Origin of the sequence: Lysinibacillus sp. NPDC098008 (assembly GCF_044760715.1) — a bacterium.
Taxonomy (GTDB): Bacteria; Bacillota; Bacilli; order Bacillales_A; family Planococcaceae; genus Lysinibacillus.
Map to the genome: position 1 here is coordinate 1 of NZ_JBIWBA010000038.1, position 16,964 is coordinate 16,964.

Consider the following 16,964-nt stretch of genomic DNA (forward strand, 5'->3'; position numbering starts at 1 on the left):
CCAACCAGTATAAAGGATTTTTTTATGCTTGGAATAGATGACAGAAATTTCAGTTTAATTAAACGCGTTGGATTATTTTAATGCGACGCTAGTGATAATTTTATAATTCATTATAATCCCCCAATAATACTTCTTTTAATATCGTTTATGTTAGCTGTAAAATACAGAACTATAAAAGTATAACCTATATTTATTCAACACAAAAAGAGGAAATCCGCTTTTTTTGTGCGAATTCCCTCCCTTCTTTATACTTGTTCAGCAACAATAAAGTTCTGCTTTTTCGCCCGCTATGAACCCGCATTGCACCGTTGGTAGTTAGAACAAAGTTGTGTCGCAAAATCACCTATTTTCCCAATTATTTTCCAACCTAAAAGCAGAACTTAATTCTCGTTAGAATAAAGTCCTGCTTTTCCCTTGCCTTTCTCCCGCAATCTCCCCGCCCTCACCACGCAAGCACCACAGGTGCATTCCATCATCTCTCCACGCACCTTCTCTGACGCCGCCAGCGCCCGTATCACGCTTTTCTCGGCTCCTTTCCTTATTAATAGTCGTTTCACCTTCCTCTCGCCTTCTCACGCCCTCTACACGCAAAAACAGGAGAATCCACGGCGGATTCTCCTGTTCTTCATTCATTGCTCCAGTATCGGAGCAGTTCTTTGTTCTATGTTTGATACACCTTTGTTCTATCAAGCAGCACTTTGTTCTGCTTAGACATAGTGAAGAAATATAAAATCATTTTTTATTTCTACCATTTATTTCGTAACTACCTTTGGTGATTAATTGCTTTTGAAATATCTTCCTTAAACTCTTCTCTATTTCATCCCTAGAACTTCTTATATCTATAAAGTGATGTTCATTTTCTTTAAATAAAGATTTAACATTATAGAAGAACTTTAAATTATACTTAAGGAACATACGATATAAAAATGGTAACTTAGTTTCGGAATAGACTTTTCCTATTAATCCATCCAATTCTTCTAACTTCTCTATCAAAAACTTCAACCTAGACTTTTCATCTAGAAAATACTCTTTATCAGATAACATATCACCAGATGGATTTATCCTGACTTCCATTCGAACTTCCCCCAGAAATATCCTTGTTTTTTCAGTATAAATTTCTAGTCCTAATACTGTGTTTTTAAGCATATCTGATTCTACTTTTATAAATAAATTTATTAACTCTTTTTTTAATATCTCTTCCCATAACTTTTGATTCTCTTTACTCAATAACCAGTTCTCATACTTTTCATGATTTTTCTTGTATATTCGTACTTTTCCAACCATTTGAGGGGCATTAAACATTAATGCACTTATAGTTCTATGTGTTGCTCCAGAAAAATAAATATCGTCTTCCAATAAATATCGAAATTCCGGCAAACCATCTCGTAAAAACTCCTTCGGATTCTCATTAGCATAAAAATCACATTGATATTTCAAACCATTTTTCTGCAAACTTTTAAAATTTTCAATTATTCTATCGGCATGAATACCCCCTTCTCCTCCCAACTTTACTTCACCTGTCACAGAAAAAAATAAATCATAAATTGAATGACCACTTGTATTCCATCCTGTATCTATACCTTTTATTTTCTTAGTAGAGATTATTTCATTTTTTTCTGGCACAGGCTGCTCTTCGTAATACGGATAATATTGCGATGGAGAATGCATCTTATAATCTTTCATCAACTCTATATGTTCTCTAGGAACCCCCAACTCTACCAATATATTAATCCAATTATCAATAACACTTATGATGCTCACCCCATCACTTTAAAAATCTATTTCTTCTCCATCTTCCTTCCCAAACATTCTATGTTGAAAAGAAAGTACAAATTCGGTTGCAACTTCATTCGAAATAAAACTTAACATTTCCGATGTAAAATAAGGATTTGTTTCTTGAGGATATTTTTCTAACATCTTAGCCATAGCAGCAGTAGTTATTTCATTTATTTTCCTATCTACCATTATTTTATCTATTTTCATCATTAATAATGATACTCTATGTGACACTTTATCAGGCTCTAGTTCCCTTTTAGCAAACTTCTTTATATCTCTATTTGTAATTATTATTTCTCTATCAAACTCTACGACTTCATTTTTTACAACATTATAATGATATGCCTGGTATATCTTTTCTCCTACATACTCCCTATTTAATATGACTAAAAACTTCAGTTCATTGAAAAGTTCTACATAAACCATTAATTTCTTAGATAACGGGTCACCAATTAATATTAAACTATGGAAGATTTCATCTTCATCTTTGAAGAATAATTCTGTATTCGGGTAAAAATAATAGATTTCTGCCTCATCATCCTTACCTTGTATATAAGGAATCAAGTGTTTTATATATTCCTTTTCACCGTTATTAAGCATATAAAAATTAATTGCACTTTTACACACTGATTGCATAGCCTCTTTACCACCGATACTAAAACCTATTTTAATCGACTGAATGTATTGTTTAGAAGCCGTTGACTTTTCAAGTTCTTCTTCAATATTTAATTTCGGAAATTTCCGTTTCAAACCTTTTAATACGGTTCTCGCTTGCGACATATCAGAAGTCACTATATGATACCTATTTCCGTCAACTTTTATCTCAGGCTTCACTCTTTTGATTTTTCCACCCGGTTCAATAAATACCTCTGTATTTTTATACTTACCTTTAATACTTTGAGGCGTTCCACTTTCTCTTTGTATGTTTAATAAAGTACAAAAACTACTAAGTTGTTTCGCTAATTCCGTATCTATTTTACTCCCAAATTTTGAATTACAATCCCTACAAATTAACCTTCTAGATTTAAGTTTTCCACCAATTGCATTTAAAACTATATGTTCTACTGTTTCATTTTCTGAATTCAATGTATCATCACATACATAACAAGTGTACATTACCTTTTACTCCCTATTTTTACGAGAATTTTTTAAAGTCTTTCAATTAACGGCAGTGCTATCATTTGCTTTAAATACCTTCTAATTTCCCTTACATTTTTTAATACATTAATTTGTGTTTTCAGTAGTTCAGGTATTTTAAAACCATTAACATTATATTCACATATAAATTCTTTATCTTGTTCATCTAATAGTTCTACTTCTACAGCAAAAATATTATCAATTAACTTCTCTTTAATATCATCAGCTAATTCAACATACTCTACAAAACCATCGAATCTAGAATAAATTGCTTCACCTAAATTTTGCTTGATTTCTGATACAGAGCGATAATTCGACGTACAAAGGAAAATTGCATTATCTAAATTAACCTCATAATACTTATCTTCAAAAACCCCCTCATCAAAAAGTTGGTAAAATGCGCTATAAAATAACCTATTACATTTATCAAACTCGTCTAGCAATATCACATTGGATTCTCTTTCAATCAAGTCTTTAGCAAACGAATTGCTTCTATCTCCAAAAATATAACTATAGAAACTATCATTGTGATACATTGAAAATTGTTTTCTGAATATTTTTTGTCCGTGGTTAACTACATTGTTAATAAAATGCGCCGTTTCTGTCTTACCTACCCCTGGGGGACCATATAACATAATAACTTTAGGTTTTTTCTTTTTAGGAGAAACAATATCATATAAAATCTGTAACAATGAATCCTTTGCTCTTTCTTGCCCTAATATAGAATCACTAAATTCATCTCTAATTCGTTTTATTTCGCTTTTTGTAATTTTAGAATGTTCGAACTCTTTTGAGCACACTTCTAAATTAAGTTCTTCCTTATGTCTCTCTATTTGACCAACAATTCTATTAGGTGGATTATGCAAATACACATCTGAATATCCAAGAAAATCTCGAAAACTACTTATCCCTAAGACAAACATTTCAATAAAAGCTTCTGTAACACCACCATACTCATCCCCAAAAACCACTAAATTCTGATAATTACCTATTAAATTATCCTCTAGTGGATTATTTCTCCTAGCATCACTCCATCTAATTAACTCTGTTAAATTAATATTATCCTCAACTGGAAGATGTTCATTAAAAAATTTTAGTGGTCCGTAAATTACATTAAATTTCATCACTAATACCTATCCCTCCAAGTATCACATCATATATTCTCAAATATGATTCATTCTCTACTGATGCACCCGCTATATTCCCTCTAATTAATTCTGATACGTTTATTTGATTCTGTGGCTGACTAGTATTACTACCAGCCAACTCTTTTTCAATTAATAATTCATCTTCTGTACATTTCCCAACTTCTACAGCAAAATATTTCAAATTCATTTTAGGCAAATCTGTTAACACATAAGCATTTTTAAATTCATTTATATTGAATCTAAGAATAATTTTCTCATCATTTTTTATACCTACTAATTCATAATAACTTTTAGCAGTCGATAAAATTTCATCAACATTTTGCAAGTTGAAATCTTGGCTACCTTCGAATGCAGTAGAATCTTCCTTAAATACCTTCATGTACGGCGCATACATTTTTAAGTAGGCAAAAGAATTAATCAATGCATAAACTTTATATCCATCCAAAACAACAACCTTATTTTCACTTACCAACCTATCCTTTAACGCTAAAAAATCCGTTAATATAGTATTAGTTATTGTTTTAGTAGCTATCTTATCCTTCCCTAAAGAAACCGTTCCCGTCGATTTAACATTAAAAGTTGCTTTAACTATATTTAAAAATCCTGTTCCAGCTTTTCCTTCAGCACTTCCATCAACTTGCCCTTTTAATTTTATCGTACCTGTACTTTCATTAATTTCTGTAATTTGTCCTCCATGCTCCATAAGTAAAATATCCGTCGCTGAACCTTCATCAAAATATATTATTTTCTTCATATAAACTCCTTCTCTATTTTATTCGTTCAAAAAACTCTCTTACTTTATAATAGCAAGAGAGTCCTATTCATTCCATTTTAATCCATATAAAAATCCCATTTTTAACTTATACAAACTTGGCGTTTCGCATCATAAAAATCTATTGCCTTCGCTTCAGCACAATTCAAACAGTAGACCTCATATAAAGGTGTCGTCTGGCTTTTCACTTCATAAACAATTTCATTATCAAACATTTTTTCACAATGAAAACAACGCTGTGCATCTGTTACTTCAACCACTGTAGGTAGTAACCCTAAAGGATTTATGTCCCATAATAATTTGCGTTGCTCATGCGCTTCTTTAAATGTTAATTTAGGAGAAGCTACTTTGTGTTTTCCATCCTTAAAATAAACTAATACATATTCATGCTTATACTTAAATATGTTCATTATTGATTACGCCCCTTTCTCCCTTTAGGCGTTACCTCATCAAACCACTCACGCTCATGAATGCGCAGCCATGCAAATAATCCGTTATTTATTCTGCTTAGTTCTTTACGGTTTGCATTTGGATGTTCACTAAGTAACATTAACCATTGTTCTTTTCGTTCTTCACTTGAGTGAATTGGTACGCGATTGCTTCTTTTTCTTACTCGCTTTCCGATGACCGGCTCTAGCTCGAATAATTTATCTAACGGTACATTTAAAAACTGAAGCATTAGCAAATGACGCAAAGGGCTTCTATTTTTGGCGGTGTTCCTTATAAATAGCTTCAGCCAATTATTCCTTTCTTCCGGGCTGACCGCGCTCTGCATCATTTCCAGATAACCAGCGGGATAATATGTTTGAAAAGCTTCAAGGAATTCACTCATTTTTATGTTGCCGGCGTAAGATGTTAGTTCTGCATCTCTCAATCTATCTATATAGAAGCTACTCATATAATTCAGCGGCAAACGAATCCGATTTTGCATAAGCCATTGTACATTTTGAACGTATCGCTCATCGAACTCTTTATACGCTACAACTGCATCATCTAATAAAGCCGTACTACATACATCCTCATCTGCACAAACATAATCTAAATTTTCTTTTGTTATATCTACCGCGCTTTCCTTATAAAGCACTTGATGGATTGGACAATATAACACTCCAGGAACTTGTGGCAGCCTACGCCAATAGCTCTCTCCAAAATTATTTAAGTCTTGTTCATAGCAGCAGGGGCAGTATCTCAAAAACGGTGGCGTTTTAATTTTAGACATTGGGATGCCGACCATATTCTCTATGCTCATCCGGTTCCCGCATTTCATCGCATTATATATGGCAGTCGTATTCTCCTCGGTCATAAACGCTGTGTAAAACGGAAACATTGTATGTTCCCAAATCAGCTCATCCGCTGATAAATTCGTGTAGAATGGTAGCCTTTCAATAAAAGGTCCAAGCCTCTGCGGAAAATATACAGACTTTCCTACTTTATGATGCCGCTCGATTCCATACACATCTCTTTCTAACCCTAGCTTGCTATCAATAGCATTCATCTGTTTGTATCTTGCAAGAGCGCTATAAAACAGCTCGTCGGAGTAGAGCGTCGGGAAGTTATTTAACATTCCCAACACCTCCAATCCAGCTCTTCATATCATCTATATAGCCTTGTTTAACTAAAGCATCATATATAGCATTTGCTTCTATATTTTTTTGATAGCTAAAACGAATATCATTTTCCTCGTAAGTATATCCTTGCGTTCCCCTTGTAAGTTTCGGCTTTTTGACCGTAATCGGTTGTTGCTTCGCTACTTTAACCGAACTGATACGTGGCTGCTTAATAGGCTGTACCTGCTGTTCTACTTCTAACCTCCCCAAATCCTCATACTGATGCATTTTGTACGGATTCTTAGATTTAATAGCATCAATCATCGGCTGCATTAACTTAAATTGCTCCTTAGCCACCTTCCGTACCATGCTCGCAGTAAACGCTTCTTTCCCACTAGAGATAGCCATTACTTGCACATTGGCAAATAGCTTAACAATTAAGTCGGATACACCTTGCGTATGTTCATAGAATACTGTCACCATTTCATCTGTTAATGGCGTAAAAACCTGCGTCCATTGATACCGCCATAAAGACTCTAAAAAGAAACGGAACTCTTTATTGTTCTCCATGTTGTTCCAGCTAATCTCGCCGTTCCCAGATACACGCCGCGCAATTCGAAACTCCTGCTGAAAAATTGAGTAAGCAGCTGGCGTACCTATAAATAAAATAGGCACACCAAATGAATTCATTAACGTTACAAAATAGTTCATCATTTGCTTGATAGCTCGGTTCTGCAAATGCTGAATCTCATCTATGACTAACAGACCTAAGCCAATGTTATTTGCTACCTGCCCCATTTGTGGAAGCATTGCATCTACGGACGTATTTTTAGACACGTTTCGCTTATAATTATTCGTCCCAAGAATTTCATCTACTTTCATAAAGAACTGCAATGTTAAAGCCTTTAAGCTAGATGAATGTGGCGTTTGCAACGTTAGATGTGTTAACTGTAATTGATTAAATTGCTGCCCGTTATATTCGTTATGCACAATAACTTGCGGAATATTATTTAAAACTCGCTGAACAGAGCTGGTCTTGCCCATTCCAGAGTAGCCAATTAACGTGGCACAGCTAGCAGTCGTTCTAAATGTAGATTGATTGTTTACATCAAAACTTTTTGCGATAATCTCTTTGCCCATTTGATTACGTTGGCGAATATATTCCTTATCAAATGGATTACGCGAAATATATCCCTGATAAAGCAAAGAAAATGTTGTGTTCCAAACATCCAAATGACGAGGAAGCGGCTGAAACAATTTATATAACCGCTGGACCATATGAAGACGAAATGCACTGTCATAATCCCGTTCCGACTCATCAAATGAAATTGGCATTGCTAAACTATCAATAATCCCCTGCTTAGTCATTAATGGAGGCAACGCTTGAATAAATGGATTACTGTTGTATTCCTCTAAAGGTGATTCATGATAGGTCGCTTGTACAGCATCCATACCGTTTTCTAAATAGATTTTATTCATTCATCTCACCTCTAAATATCGCAAACTCATCAAATTCATCTACCCACTCCTCTGGTTCTTCCACTTCTGGCTCACGCAAGATTTCCCGTTGCAGCATGCGTTCCGCCTGCTGATTCTCCTTAATGCCTCTAATCCTCTGCGCCTTTGACAAATTCGGGTCACGTTCTGCCGCACTTTCTTCTCTCGCTACATTCACGATTGCCTCAAGCTCTTCATACAACTTCATCTTCGCTTGTAATTCTTTCTCTTGGCTCTTACGGTCTTTATCTTGTTCATACTCCTTGAGAGCCAACACTTCATCTAGCCCTTTGCCTTTATACGCTACTAAATGGTCCAATAACATAAGCTTTTGAAGATGTCCGTCTTCTCCATACATATAAATCTCTGATATATCCAATGGGTTGTAGCATATTTTTACCTTTCTACTCCCGTTCACGCGAGCTTCTACAATGTGTCCCGCAGCTAATAATTCTGGCGAAGCATATAACATTTTCTTAAATGACACGCCACGAGCAGTCAAAGTCCCTGTATCCGTCGGCAAAAGGTTAATCCGAATCAATCCCTCCGGCAGTATTCGCACGCTCCCTTTGTAATGATTAACATAGTAATCCCAAAGCTTAATCGGTATCTTCTCCACACCTAGTTCAATCATTTCTTCTGTCAGTACATAATCTTTAAGCACATGATGATTGTTATGAAAAAGCACCGTTTTAATCACTATTTTTGTAAATTCATCAATTGTCATCGTAGCCTGCAAACGATAATCCTTTTGACCGCGCTCTTTTACTTGATTACCTTTAATCACTACACCATCAGCAAAAGGCTTTATTTTAACATTGAGCTGCTCAAAGGCTTGCTCAATAATCCCTTTATAATCAGCGTGATATGGCGGGGTTTGCTGAATAGCGATGCCTAGCTGCTCAATTGCGTGTTCAATACGTTTTCCTTCTAATGCTCCTTGGTCGGTTAATATTTTACTAGGCACGCCATATGCCCATTCACTATCATCAATTTCGATACCGTACCGTTTACAAAATTGCTTCTTTGATGTCATCGCATTATATAGCGCTAACATTTCTCCGCCGTATCCATTCAACGATTCAAAGGAAATGCAGAAGCCCATTATCATACGAGTAAATGCACATACAGCCATATGTAATGTAGGGCGACCAACTATTACATTGCGGTTTGTGGAACTGACTAAATAAATATCAAATTGTGTGGAATCAAATTGCCATCCCTCACTTGTAGACGTGCCAATGATTGCTCGATGATTTTGCTGGTAGTTACGCATACCTTGACGCTGGATAATCTCCTTTTTTGTGTCATTCAATTGTTTGAACCAATAAAGGAATTGATTATATGTTGGTACTGCTTTTGCCAAAATCGGTATTGTTACACCATTCTCTTGCACCGATTCAACTGTGTAATATTCTTTTAAAACCATTTCATAAGTGAATTTCAAACTGTTATTACGTTCGTTGTAATAGTACTTATTTAAAGCAGCTTTAAATTGGCGTTTTACTTTTTCGTCTACATTGAGGCCGCGATCGCGGCCTCTCGTACTTGGTCTTCCTACTTTCTTGCCAGATAAATTACGACTCTTTCCGCTTGACCCGCATTTATAATAATTAGGCAACAAGCTATTTTTGGCACTACCACCGCGCCAATATTTCAGTAACAACGCTTTAAATCCGTTGTAGCTTATCTTATATTTACGTAACACTTTATCAATTGCCAGCTTGCGATGGCTCCCGATAAACGCTAATTCTTCATTATCTAATTCCTGCAAAAACGCCGTTACCATTTCCCACGCCTTATCGCGCTTTTCTCGTTCTTTCTCGCTTAATTGCTCTTCTGGAATAGCACGAATATACGTATCGGGAACCTCAATCCATTCCTTTGACTGAATCGCCTCTATAAAATCCTTCGACTGCATTGGATAACACCAACGATTTCCCTCCATATTAATTACATACAAAACATTCGATATCGAATTAACATATAAGACGCGAATAACATTGCCATTACTATGCTTAAATAGCTGGTTTACAATTAAATTCATGATAACCTCCTACTTTAACTCCTCTAGTGTTGCAGCAAGATTAATTGCATTTTCAATGTTTACTTCCAAACATTTTGTCGCCAATAAATAACGAAAGAGCCATAATGCTTTCCCCGGCTCTAGTTGTTGCTCATATTCAAATTGGTTCAACAGCATTTTAATTGGTGTGAAAGGCTCACTTTGTATGTACGCTAACATCGCCTGCGCTAATTCACCCTCTTGCATCTCCTCTAATAGCGTTTCTCGACACCACTCAATATTTTCACAGAATTGTCGCGGTAGTTGCTTCTCCGTGATTATTTTCCAATCTACTCCCCGCGCTTGCCAATACCGTCGCTCTATCTCTAATTTTTCAAGTGTGATTTTCTTGGCTAACTCACTCGTATTTTTTACAGACCGAGCGACCAACCTTTCTTCCCCGCCTTCTCCACGCACTGTTAATAAAAATGTCGTACATATAACTAACGGATAGCCATCCGCATCAGTAAATTTATCTAGCCGTAGCCCTTCCTTATCATCAATCACCTCCATTACATCTAATAAAGGATAACTTTCACGAATATCTATAATGGCATCGCTGTATTCAAATATTAAGAATGCCCGTAACTGATTATCAGAATGTAAATGATGAATCCGCTGCGTCTTTATTCCTTGAATACGAGTAGCTCTACCTTTGCTCGAGTAATCCGAAGTTTTAACCCATGGAACATAATCTCTCCCCGTTCCCTGTCCTCTACCTTCCTTAATAAATCGTTTTACCTTCGCGTTCTGCATTTTAACCTCCTAAAACGTCAAAAAAAGCACCCATGACATATATGTAACAAAGACCGTTTTTTTTAAACAGAATGTTACATACAAGCATGGATGCTTATAAGCAGACTTTATTTATGATTTTGGCAGCACATAATTATCTCTGTGCGCAAATTTATTATAACAAATTTTAGAGATTGATTTTAAAAAAATATTACACTTTTTTTGATGATTTTTTGATTACTAAAATATTTACATTCCAAAACACACGACTAATCAAAAGCTTGATTTAACAGTCTAAAAAGGATGATTTTTCAATTTATGTTTACTATATTATTCATTCTAAAAGCACTTATTTTATATGAAACATAAAAAAGCAAATTATTATCAACATTAGTCCATTTGCCATGATTGATTGTTAATACTAATAGATTTACACTGACTTTAATTCGCCAACGAAAGGAAGTTAAAACTATGAATCTTAAACATAAAAAATTACGAGCTTCTTCATCACCTGATGAGTGGGAACGGTTTACCTTAGAAGAATTTGCTGCCATTATTAATTTCTGTAAAATTGATGCGAATGGTGAACCGATAGAAATAAACTATACAGGGGACCGTTTATTCATCTACTATTGCGGAACCACCTTTATGTTGCGTACACAAATCGATATAAAAACTCTTGTTATCGCTGGTTTTGCGCCTTTAAATCAAAATGCCTTATTTATTGAAGAATTCCTAAGTGCAATATATTTCTACGGAAAGAAAAACAATTACACAAACTTGTTAATTGAAAACTGCTTTGATGATTTTAAATTCCTAATGGTAAACTTGGGTTTCCAACCACTGAACAAAGAGTTTAGTCATTTTCAAAAAAGAATGATTAGCTATTAAGCTTATTAAAAAGGCTCCCCGCATATACTCTAAGAACATTGCGGGGAGCTATTTTACTTTTATAATTTCATACATTAAGGCTATATATATACTCTACATAATCAACTAAATTCAATCTGTAATTAATCTTTTTCCTTATTCCTTTTAGACTCCCACTCTTGAATTCTTTTTATAACTGTACGTTTTGTAGTATTCTTCCTGTTGTAATATTCTTCAAAAATCCCAGTAAAACTTTCTTTACAAATTAAATCATTCAAAGATACAAAAGACTTCTCAAACAAACCTAATTCTTCGGATAAATCATTATAAGGTTCAGTTTTTATTAATGCCTCATACAAACTTTTTTTCTCGTCCTTTTTAAGTTTCAAGAACTCCTCTTTCAGTTTATTTTTTAAATAATTCAATCGTTTCCATGCATATACATCTGCAAATTTCCAATGCAAATCACTTAAATCAAACAAATCAAATTCATCTACATTTTTTGCTACATTTGCAAATAACATCGGAAATCTAGATATTTCTTTCACAGGGAAATTCGCTAACCTATAATCAACTACATTCAGAAATTCCTTTTTTGCATAGCTTTTTAAGCTTGTATTACCTATTTTAAAAGGGTACTTATTTAAATATGTTTTTCGAGCTTCTTTTAACCCTTGACTCGTTAACCAATTATATAAGAAAAATAACGGCTGACACTTTGTCCTCTTATTAAAAACTAAATATGATACAGAATGATGTACTCCCTTTTGTTTCTTTTTATTCCTTAGGGTAGATTCTACAAAAGCAAAATAATTGTTCTTTTTAAAATCATTATTTTTCAAAGAGTACTTTTTCGTTATCGAGGTTTTATGTATTGTATCTGCATTATTATTTCGTATTATATATTGCCACCAAGGCATCAAGAAATAAGATAACTTATAAATTTTAGGGTTACTAAAATCTTCATCCACTTCTCTTAAAGCATTTTTATAAAATCCCTTAAACTCTTTTTGTAACCGTATATACTCACCTTCACTCCCTACGGAATCTTCTATTTTAAGGTCTTTATATAAACCTAATAAAACATGCATAGATAAATCTTTCATAAAAGCATCAAGAAATTCCGTTGTACTATCTGCCTTAACACCTAAGTAAAGTCCTATTTTTTCTAACTCATCACGATACCCACTCCATTTTTCCAAACCATCAAGAACCTTCATAAATCTCATAATTTGTCAACCCCTTTCAAATCAAACATAGCCGTATATAAAAAAAAATAAATAACTATATAATTCTAAACATACTAAAATATTAAGGAGTGAATAATCAATGGCTACAAGTAAAGAACAAAGTCTTTCTAACATGATTTATTACTACGAACAACTAGGTCGTATCATTAACAAAAAGGTGCACAATCCTAATCAATTAGAGTTCCCAATTTTTTTAGATTTCTATAATAAGAACGCTAGACTATGCCAAGCTACAATGTTCCTATTAGATTCTAAGTTTGACGAATTTGCCCCGCATCTAATCCGTACATCAACAGAAATCACTGTGGACCTTGGGAATTTAGCACATTTGAAAAAAGATTATTTAGATGCACTTCGCTATTTAGCTACTCTAAATAAATATCGCACTTGGCTACCAACTCTACAAAAAGAAAAACGTCAAAAAAAGATAAGGAAATTAGAAAAAAAAGTGAGGGAAGCAAAAGAAGCTCTAAATACAGATATGAGTTTCAATAACAAAATTTTACAGAATAAATTTTTCTCTTTCAACGATAAATGTGAACTATTAGAAGAACACTGTAATGTGTTACCTGAACAAATAGAATTTTCAAGTTTACGTTTCTTATTCTATTTGACAAGTAGTAAGTTACACTCCGCTTTAGAGTCAATAAAAAAGTATGACAACAAATCATTTTATGCAGATATGTTTGCAGGGCTGCTTATTTTAAGTGCACATTTATTGATACAATATAGCAATCTTGAGGATTCAAAAAAGGTTAAAAAGACTTTGAAATCATTAAAGAAAGAGTATAACGCTCTATTAAAAGCCTCAGAATATGAATTTGATTTTTTATCAATAGATATAGATTTCTTTTCATTAAATGAAAACGACTAATATTCATGAGAAAAGCTGTACGGTTACTTTTGCTACCGTACAGCTTTTTCGTATTACTTCATTTATCTCTAAAGTTCTTCATACGTGATTACCCAAAAAGTTTAATAAATTCAAATACAATTCATCTAACTTGCTTCTCTGCGCGCTTCTTTTTCATTGCTCGAATAAGTGTACTTTTACTAATCCCTGTTTTTTCTACAACTTGATTATATGAATGGTTTTCTAGCATCTCCAGAGCGTGTTCAAGTTGCTTCTTTGTATAAGTAGGCTTTCGTCCTTCTCGATAATCTGGATTCTGCTTAGCAATTGCTTTCCCCTCTTGCGTTCGCTCAACAATCATATCTCGTTCAAACTCTGCAAAGGCAAAGAAGATATTACGGATTAGCTTTGAAGCAGGCGTATTATCCAATAACCCCATATTCAATATATGTACCTTTATTCCTTTCGTAATAAGCTCCCTTACAATTTCACTTCCTTGTGTAGCAGAACGGGCGATGCGGTCCAATTTAGTAACCATCAATGTATCGCCTTCTTTTAATACATTAAGTAATTGGTTCAGTTCCGGTCTGTTCGTCTTAGTACCTGTAAATTTTTCTTGATAAATTATCGTCGCGCCATTCTTCTGCAAAGTCTGAATTTGTACTTCTAATTCTTGAGCCAGCGTTGAAACTCGTGCATAACCATAAACAGTCATTTTAACCCCTCTTTTCTAGAACACTTATGACACTTAATTACGACACCTTCAAACACCTTGATATTATTGCAACTACTGTAATGGTATCTAACTTATAAGTTAAGGCACTATCATTTATAAATACTGTTAAGCTTTCCATTAAAAACTAAAGAAACCATATCTAATAATTCAATTAGATATAGTTCCTTTAATTGATATTCCATCTTTTGAATTACGCTATAACATACCAAACTTTAGGTGTATCCACATCTAAGAATTTTGCCTTTAATTTTGCAAGAGCATTTTCGGCTAATTCTTCTGCTGTTTGTCCGTTAGGTGCTAAAGGCAATTCGTTAAAGTAGCTTTGCAATTGCTCTGACTTTAAATCCTCTAAAGCAATATCGAATGATGCTTCCAGCATGTTTTGAATATCCGGATTATTTTTAATTTCATCCCACAAATTCGGATATTTCGATACCGCATTTGTGATTCCGATATTAAATCCTTCCACTTCAATTAAAATGCCTTCTGAGGATAGACCGATGAAGAATTGGAAATCCCCTTGCTGATTATCGATGCTCATTGCTGCTCCAATTCGGATTTTACCGTATTGCTCAGCAATCGGAAGTTCTTCAACTCTCTCTTGTACAGCCCATTCTGCATTGAACTCGTACATCGCTCCGTAATTTTCTAATTTCAAAATGTCTTTTGTCATTAAAATTCCTCCTTCTTTTTCATTTGTTTTTGTGTTTTCAATTTGCTGATTCATGTTCTGATTCCTCCAATTGCTGTTTAATCTTTTGTTCCAGCACATCAAATTTTTCCGCGATGTACTCCTGAAACTTTTTAGATGCCTGTGCAATTTCTTGTTTGTAATATGCTTCGGCTTCTTCTTGTAGCGATATTAATTGCTGGTCAATAAAAAGCTTCATCTTTTTATTGACTAGCAATAAATCGCCTAGCGTTTCTACGTCCCCATGTTTAAGTTTTTTGGTGTTCATAATTTTCAAGTATTCATTGAACCATACTAAACACCGAACTTCTTCCAAATCTGAGGAAACTCCACGCTCCATTCCTACTAGACCTAGACCAACAGGGAAATGCTCCATGTAATATCCCTTAAATGCCCTATTTTCCAACTAATAACCTCACCTTCCTCTAATTGATTGATGATTATAGTCAACATTAAAACATACGTTCCGTTTTTGCGCAAGTATTTTATGCACGTTTTTATGCAAAAAATCAACAAGACAAAAAACATAAAACCTTTTAAAATAAGATGTTTTCAAGTGAACATCCAAATAAGAAAATGAATTTTATGTATTTTTATTCATTTGGATGTTACCTTCCAAACATTCATTTTTGTTCATAGCGCTCGCAAAACTCTAGTAACGCCTGCGAAACGATGTCTTGCATCTTGTAATGCTGAAATTGTCGTTGAAAGAGCTCCGAGAATCGTTGATAGACATCCTCTTGTATCCTCAAACTAATTGGTCTGTATGTTCGATTGGCTAAAAGCAAAGGGTCAATAACAAATCGACATTCCTCTTTGGATTGCGCTGTTTGTAAAATCAAGTCCTTTAAGACTTCTAGATTTTCTTCCAAAAACTGCAACGCATCTTGTCGAGTCCCATCCCGTTCTTGCTCTTGCAAAACATATCTTCTCCGGTTGCTATCATATTTGTATCCAGCAGATTTGATTGGCTTCTCAAGAACGTAGGCTGCAACGCCCATTTCCTCTGCAATTACTTTGAGTTGCTTCATAGCTCGCTGCTTGTTTAACCATCTAACTTGTTCTCCAACTTCCAAATTTAAATAGTCTTCAATCGACAAAATAATCACCTCCTCACTTTTGATTTTTCATTTTATACAAAAGCACTACAAACTATTCCAAAAAATATGTTCTACCTTTTTCTAATGCACTTTTGTATTGCATTTAATTGCCGCTCCATATTTTTTGGTTTTTTATCTTATACAAACTCATTGCAAATTATTACTTTGTACGACAAAAAATATGTTCTATCTATTTTTTTGTGTGCTTATATCATGCATTTCACTTAATACCGGATATTTCTTAAATGAAGCACTGTAATTTCTGCACAGTGTTATATTTGCACCTACTTTACCGTACAATAGCTTGTCATTGCTTATTCGGGAGCGCAGATGCGAGAGCGCGAATGAGTAATTTCAAATCTATATTCGGAGGTGCATTCTCGGTGGCAAATTGCATTAAATATCTCAAACAACATGACAAGCACTTACTCCATGCATTCAAGTCATGTGGTGTCCTAAAACTAGAGCACATCGAACATTACATCAGCAAATCTAGGCTCAAATGCTTCATCCAAGATGGCTATATTAAAGGGTCACTAGCCTTTTGCTCCAACAACCAAACAGAGCGTATTTACTTTTTAACGGACAAAGGGAAAAAGTTTGCTTCTAAACATTGTGTTCTGGGACAGTTTTATCGTTCAGGTTCAGTAGCGCATGACATAGCAATCGCTAATTACTATATGGCGTTACCACTGGAGCAACGTTTGACTTGGATTACAGAGAGAGAACTTTTAAATGTTCATAACCAAACATCTAAAAATTCAATATCAGAGGATTTGTTTGAAGA

Annotated in this window: 17 protein-coding genes; 3 read left to right on the plus strand and 14 right to left on the minus strand. The window is 34.4% G+C overall.

The genetic code is table 11. The features are described 5' to 3' along the window. Nucleotides 1–732: 732 nt before the first annotated feature. The 9 genes from ACIQVU_RS19245 to ACIQVU_RS19285 all read right to left on the minus strand — a co-directional run bounded on the left by ACIQVU_RS19245 (nt 733) and on the right by ACIQVU_RS19285 (nt 10,698). Complete coding sequence (locus tag ACIQVU_RS19245) at nt 733–1,722, minus strand: hypothetical protein (RefSeq protein WP_402896814.1); 990 nt, start codon at nt 1,720–1,722, stop codon at nt 733–735. Nucleotides 1,723–1,770: 48 nt separating this feature from the next. After that, the gene (locus ACIQVU_RS19250; RefSeq protein WP_402896816.1) at nt 1,771–2,892 is read right to left on the minus strand and encodes an HNH endonuclease; all 1,122 of its coding nucleotides are present in this window, start codon (nt 2,890–2,892) and stop codon (nt 1,771–1,773) included. Nucleotides 2,893–2,924: 32 nt separating this feature from the next. After that, entirely contained in the window at nt 2,925–4,037 is a 1,113-nt protein-coding gene (locus ACIQVU_RS19255) for an AAA family ATPase (RefSeq protein ID WP_402896844.1), read from the minus strand. Next, nucleotides 4,027–4,815, minus strand: coding sequence for a DUF6414 family protein (locus ACIQVU_RS19260; RefSeq protein ID WP_402896817.1), 789 nt, complete (start codon nt 4,813–4,815; stop codon nt 4,027–4,029). The genes ACIQVU_RS19255 and ACIQVU_RS19260 overlap by 11 nt, the downstream gene beginning before the upstream one ends. A gap of 101 nt (nt 4,816–4,916) precedes the next feature. After that, entirely contained in the window at nt 4,917–5,243 is a 327-nt protein-coding gene (locus ACIQVU_RS19265) for a hypothetical protein (RefSeq protein WP_402896819.1), read from the minus strand. Beyond that, nucleotides 5,243–6,397 (minus strand): TnsD family Tn7-like transposition protein, encoded by a 1,155-nt coding sequence (locus tag ACIQVU_RS19270; protein WP_402896821.1) that lies wholly within the window; start codon nt 6,395–6,397, stop codon nt 5,243–5,245. The genes ACIQVU_RS19265 and ACIQVU_RS19270 overlap by 1 nt, the downstream gene beginning before the upstream one ends. Continuing rightward, on the minus strand, nt 6,387–7,859 hold the full coding sequence (locus ACIQVU_RS19275) for an AAA family ATPase (protein ID WP_402896822.1): 1,473 nt from the start codon (nt 7,857–7,859) through the stop codon (nt 6,387–6,389). The genes ACIQVU_RS19270 and ACIQVU_RS19275 overlap by 11 nt, the downstream gene beginning before the upstream one ends. Further along, entirely contained in the window at nt 7,852–9,924 is a 2,073-nt protein-coding gene (locus ACIQVU_RS19280) for a Mu transposase C-terminal domain-containing protein (RefSeq protein WP_402896824.1), read from the minus strand. Before ACIQVU_RS19280 ends, ACIQVU_RS19275 begins: the two co-directional genes overlap by 8 nt. A 9-nt stretch (nt 9,925–9,933) precedes the next feature. Continuing rightward, on the minus strand, nt 9,934–10,698 hold the full coding sequence (locus tag ACIQVU_RS19285) for a TnsA endonuclease N-terminal domain-containing protein (protein WP_402896826.1): 765 nt from the start codon (nt 10,696–10,698) through the stop codon (nt 9,934–9,936). A gap of 450 nt (nt 10,699–11,148) precedes the next feature. Between ACIQVU_RS19285 and ACIQVU_RS19290 the strand changes: the two genes are divergently transcribed. After that, nucleotides 11,149–11,568 carry a hypothetical protein gene (locus ACIQVU_RS19290; protein WP_402896828.1) on the plus strand — a complete coding sequence of 140 codons (420 nt, stop codon included), beginning with the start codon at nt 11,149–11,151 and terminating at the stop codon, nt 11,566–11,568. A gap of 122 nt (nt 11,569–11,690) precedes the next feature. Here the strand turns inward: ACIQVU_RS19290 and ACIQVU_RS19295 are convergent, their stop codons facing one another. Continuing rightward, a complete protein-coding gene (locus ACIQVU_RS19295) occupies nt 11,691–12,776 on the minus strand; it encodes a hypothetical protein (protein WP_402896830.1) in 1,086 nt (361 codons plus the stop codon). Between the two features lie 100 nt (nt 12,777–12,876). On the opposite strand from ACIQVU_RS19295, the gene ACIQVU_RS19300 reads away from it, so the two are divergent. After that, nucleotides 12,877–13,671, plus strand: coding sequence for a hypothetical protein (locus ACIQVU_RS19300; protein WP_402896832.1), 795 nt, complete (start codon nt 12,877–12,879; stop codon nt 13,669–13,671). Nucleotides 13,672–13,792: 121 nt separating this feature from the next. Here the strand turns inward: ACIQVU_RS19300 and ACIQVU_RS19305 are convergent, their stop codons facing one another. From ACIQVU_RS19305 to ACIQVU_RS19320, 4 genes are all read right to left on the minus strand, one after another. After that, the gene (locus ACIQVU_RS19305) at nt 13,793–14,365 is read right to left on the minus strand and encodes a recombinase family protein (RefSeq protein WP_402896834.1); all 573 of its coding nucleotides are present in this window, start codon (nt 14,363–14,365) and stop codon (nt 13,793–13,795) included. A 211-nt stretch (nt 14,366–14,576) separates the two neighbouring features. After that, complete coding sequence (locus ACIQVU_RS19310) at nt 14,577–15,113, minus strand: hypothetical protein (protein ID WP_402896836.1); 537 nt, start codon at nt 15,111–15,113, stop codon at nt 14,577–14,579. After that, the gene (locus ACIQVU_RS19315) at nt 15,097–15,483 is read right to left on the minus strand and encodes a hypothetical protein (protein WP_402896838.1); all 387 of its coding nucleotides are present in this window, start codon (nt 15,481–15,483) and stop codon (nt 15,097–15,099) included. The genes ACIQVU_RS19310 and ACIQVU_RS19315 overlap by 17 nt, the downstream gene beginning before the upstream one ends. Nucleotides 15,484–15,700: 217 nt before the next feature. Continuing rightward, nucleotides 15,701–16,177 (minus strand): hypothetical protein, encoded by a 477-nt coding sequence (locus ACIQVU_RS19320; protein ID WP_402896840.1) that lies wholly within the window; start codon nt 16,175–16,177, stop codon nt 15,701–15,703. A gap of 383 nt (nt 16,178–16,560) precedes the next feature. Between ACIQVU_RS19320 and ACIQVU_RS19325 the strand changes: the two genes are divergently transcribed. Further along, the coding region (locus ACIQVU_RS19325) for a hypothetical protein (protein ID WP_402896842.1) at nt 16,561–16,964 on the plus strand (404 nt) is incomplete at its 3' end.

Excerpts from the sequence above, each read along its gene's own strand:
- ACIQVU_RS19300 (WP_402896832.1), top strand. The coding sequence starts at position 12,877 with ATGGCTACAAGTAAAGAACAAAGTCTTTCTAACATGATTTATTACTAC.
- ACIQVU_RS19250 (WP_402896816.1), bottom strand. The coding sequence starts at position 2,892 with ATGTACACTTGTTATGTATGTGATGATACATTGAATTCAGAAAATGAA.
- ACIQVU_RS19310 (WP_402896836.1), bottom strand. The coding sequence starts at position 15,113 with ATGAATCAGCAAATTGAAAACACAAAAACAAATGAAAAAGAAGGAGGA.
- ACIQVU_RS19260 (WP_402896817.1), bottom strand. The coding sequence starts at position 4,815 with ATGAAGAAAATAATATATTTTGATGAAGGTTCAGCGACGGATATTTTA.
- ACIQVU_RS19255 (WP_402896844.1), bottom strand. The coding sequence starts at position 4,037 with ATGAAATTTAATGTAATTTACGGACCACTAAAATTTTTTAATGAACAT.
- ACIQVU_RS19270 (WP_402896821.1), bottom strand. The coding sequence starts at position 6,397 with ATGTTAAATAACTTCCCGACGCTCTACTCCGACGAGCTGTTTTATAGC.
- ACIQVU_RS19295 (WP_402896830.1), bottom strand. The coding sequence starts at position 12,776 with ATGAGATTTATGAAGGTTCTTGATGGTTTGGAAAAATGGAGTGGGTAT.
- ACIQVU_RS19265 (WP_402896819.1), bottom strand. The coding sequence starts at position 5,243 with ATGAACATATTTAAGTATAAGCATGAATATGTATTAGTTTATTTTAAG.
- ACIQVU_RS19290 (WP_402896828.1), top strand. The coding sequence starts at position 11,149 with ATGAATCTTAAACATAAAAAATTACGAGCTTCTTCATCACCTGATGAG.
- ACIQVU_RS19275 (WP_402896822.1), bottom strand. The coding sequence starts at position 7,859 with ATGAATAAAATCTATTTAGAAAACGGTATGGATGCTGTACAAGCGACC.
- ACIQVU_RS19305 (WP_402896834.1), bottom strand. The coding sequence starts at position 14,365 with ATGACTGTTTATGGTTATGCACGAGTTTCAACGCTGGCTCAAGAATTA.
- ACIQVU_RS19280 (WP_402896824.1), bottom strand. The coding sequence starts at position 9,924 with ATGAATTTAATTGTAAACCAGCTATTTAAGCATAGTAATGGCAATGTT.
- ACIQVU_RS19285 (WP_402896826.1), bottom strand. The coding sequence starts at position 10,698 with ATGCAGAACGCGAAGGTAAAACGATTTATTAAGGAAGGTAGAGGACAG.